The sequence below is a fragment of the Streptomyces sp. 13-12-16 genome (assembly GCF_002114215.1).
Classification (GTDB): domain Bacteria; phylum Actinomycetota; class Actinomycetes; order Streptomycetales; family Streptomycetaceae; genus Streptomyces.
The window spans coordinates 1-2,420 of the sequence record NZ_NCTE01001058.1 but is presented as its reverse complement, the minus strand read 5'-3'; the positions used below and the strand labels follow the sequence as shown (position 1 = coordinate 2,420).

Sequence of the window (2,420 nt, the reverse complement as noted above, 5' to 3'; positions counted from 1 at the left end):
CGGGCGCTCCGCGGCGCCGGACCCCGCCCGCCCGGGACGGCCCCGGCCACGGCCCCGGCCGCCCCTGCCGTCACCGGCGTACGCGTCGAGCACGACGGCGAGCGGCGAGGCGGTCAGGACCGACGAGTACGTGCCCACGAGCATGCCGATCAGCAGCGCGAGCGCGAAGTCGGTGAGCGAGTCGCCGCCCAGCAGGGCCAGCGCGGCCAGGATGAAGATCACACCGATACCGGTGTTGACCGTGCGGGGCACCGTCTGCAGGATCGCCTGGTTGGTGACCTGCGCCAGGGGTGCCTTGCCGTCCTTGCGCCACAGTTCGCGGATCCGGTCGAAGACCACGACGGAGTCGTTCACCGAGTAGCCGATCACGGTGAGCAGCGCGGCCAGGAACACACCGTCGACCGGCTTGCCCAGCCAGGCGAAGACACCGGTCAGGATCACCACGTCGTGCGCCAGGGCGGCCACCGCCCCCGTACCGAACATCCAGCGGAACCGGAAGGCCAGGTACAGCAGCTGGGCGCCGAGCGCCAGACCGAGCGCGATCAGCGCGTTGCGCCGCAGCTCGTCGCCGAGGCTCGGGCCGATCAGCTCGTCGCGGACCTTCTCCGCCCCGCCGCCGACCCCGGCGATGGCGTCGGCCACCTCGACCGCCTCCGCGTTGGTCAGCTCCTCGGTGCGCACCGTCAGCTTGTCGTCCCCGGAGGACTGCACGACGGCCTGCGGGAAACCGGCGTCGGCCAGGGCCGCACGGGCCCGGTCCGGATCGACGGTCTCGCCGGTGGAGTACTCGATCAGCCGGCCACCGGTGAACTCCACCCCGAAGTCCAGCCCGCGCACCACGATGCCCGCGCCGGCGACGACGAGCACCACGGCGGACACCGCCAGCCAACGGCGCGGGCGCCGCATCAACTGCGGGTCGCGGCGGGTCAGGTACGCGCGGACCCGGCCGATGGAGGCCAGACCGGTGACCTCGGGACGCCGGTGCACCCAGCGGCGGGCCACGGCGAACTCCGCGAGCACCCGGGTGATCACCAGGGCGCTGATCATGGAGGCGAGGACACCGATGCCCAGCGTGACACCGAAGCCCTTCACCGGGCCGGACGCCAGCAGGAACAGCAGCGCCGCCGCGATCAGCGTGGTGACGTTGGAGTCCGCGATGGCGCTGAACGCGCCCTTGAAACCGGCGGTCAGGGCCGAGCGGCCGCTGGGCCGGTTGCGCTTGCCGTACTCCTCCCGGGCCCGTTCGAAGACCAGCACGTTGGCGTCCACGGCCATGCCGATGGCCAGCACGAAACCGGCGAGACCGGGCAGGGTGAGGGTCGCTCCGAGGGCCGCCAGACCGGCGTAGGAGATCAGGCCGTAGCAGAGCAGGGCCAGGGTGGCCAGGACGCCCATGAGGCGGTAGACGACGATGATGAAGAGCGCGGTCAGCGCGGTGCCGACGACGGCCGCCCAGGCGCTGGCCTCGATGGCCTCGGCACCCAGCGTCGGGCCCACGGTCCGCTGCTCCACCGTCTCGACCGGCACCGGCAGGGCGCCGCCCTTGACCAGCAGGGCGAGCTCCTTGGACTCGTCGCTGGTGAAGGAACCGGTGATCTGGGTGGACCCGCCGGTGATGCCCGTGCCGCAGGCGACGGACGGGTCGACCTGCGGCGAGGAGATGACCTTGTCGTCCAGCACGATCGCGACCCGGCGCTGCGGGTCGCCCGCCGGGTGGCAGGCGGCCTCACCGGTCAGCTTCGCCCAGCCCTTGCCGTCCTCGAAGTCCACGGTGACGTGCCAGCCGGCGCCGCCCTGCTGGTCGAAGAGGGCCTCGGCGTCCTTGACGTCCTGACCGGTCAGCGACGCGGGCGCCAGCCGCAGGCGTTCACCGGACTGCTCGTCGGGCAGGACGCGCTCGCCCTCCTTTTGTGCCTTGTCGGCCTCGGTGGCAGTGCCGAGCACCGGGTGCACGGACAGTTGCGCGGTACGGCCGAGGACGTCGGCGGCCTTGCGCGGGTCCTGTACGCCGGGCAGCTCGACGATGATCCGGTCGTCCCCGGAGCGGACGATGCTCGGTTCGGCGACGCCGAGCGCGTCGACCCGGCCGCGCAGCACCTCCAGGGCGCGGTCGGTGGCCTCGGCGTCGGCCTTCACGGTTTCGGTGGAACGGGTCTCCAGCACGATCTGGGTGCCGCCCCGCAGATCCAGGCCCAGACGGACCGGGACGGTGACGGCGACGAACACGGACAGGGCGATCACGGCGAGCGCGAACAACGCCCTGACGCGGGCGGGACGTTTCACAGATGCCTCCAGCAGGCACGCGGAAAAGAGGAAGAGGGGGTCTCAGGTGCTGGAGGCCGTGGGCGGGGCGCGCCCCAGGTCCGACGGCATGTGCGCGGCGGCGGGCGGAGCGTGCCCGGCGGCCGGCGCGGGCCGGG

At 72.9% G+C, this 2,420-nt stretch carries 1 protein-coding gene; it reads right to left on the bottom strand.

Annotation, left to right across the window (positions count from 1 at the left end; all coding sequences use genetic code 11):
• Positions 1-2,283: protein translocase subunit SecD (secD, locus tag B7767_RS35085; protein WP_085575607.1), on the bottom strand; the 2,283-nt coding region annotated here is incomplete at its 3' end.
• Positions 2,284-2,420 lie beyond the last annotated feature (137 nt).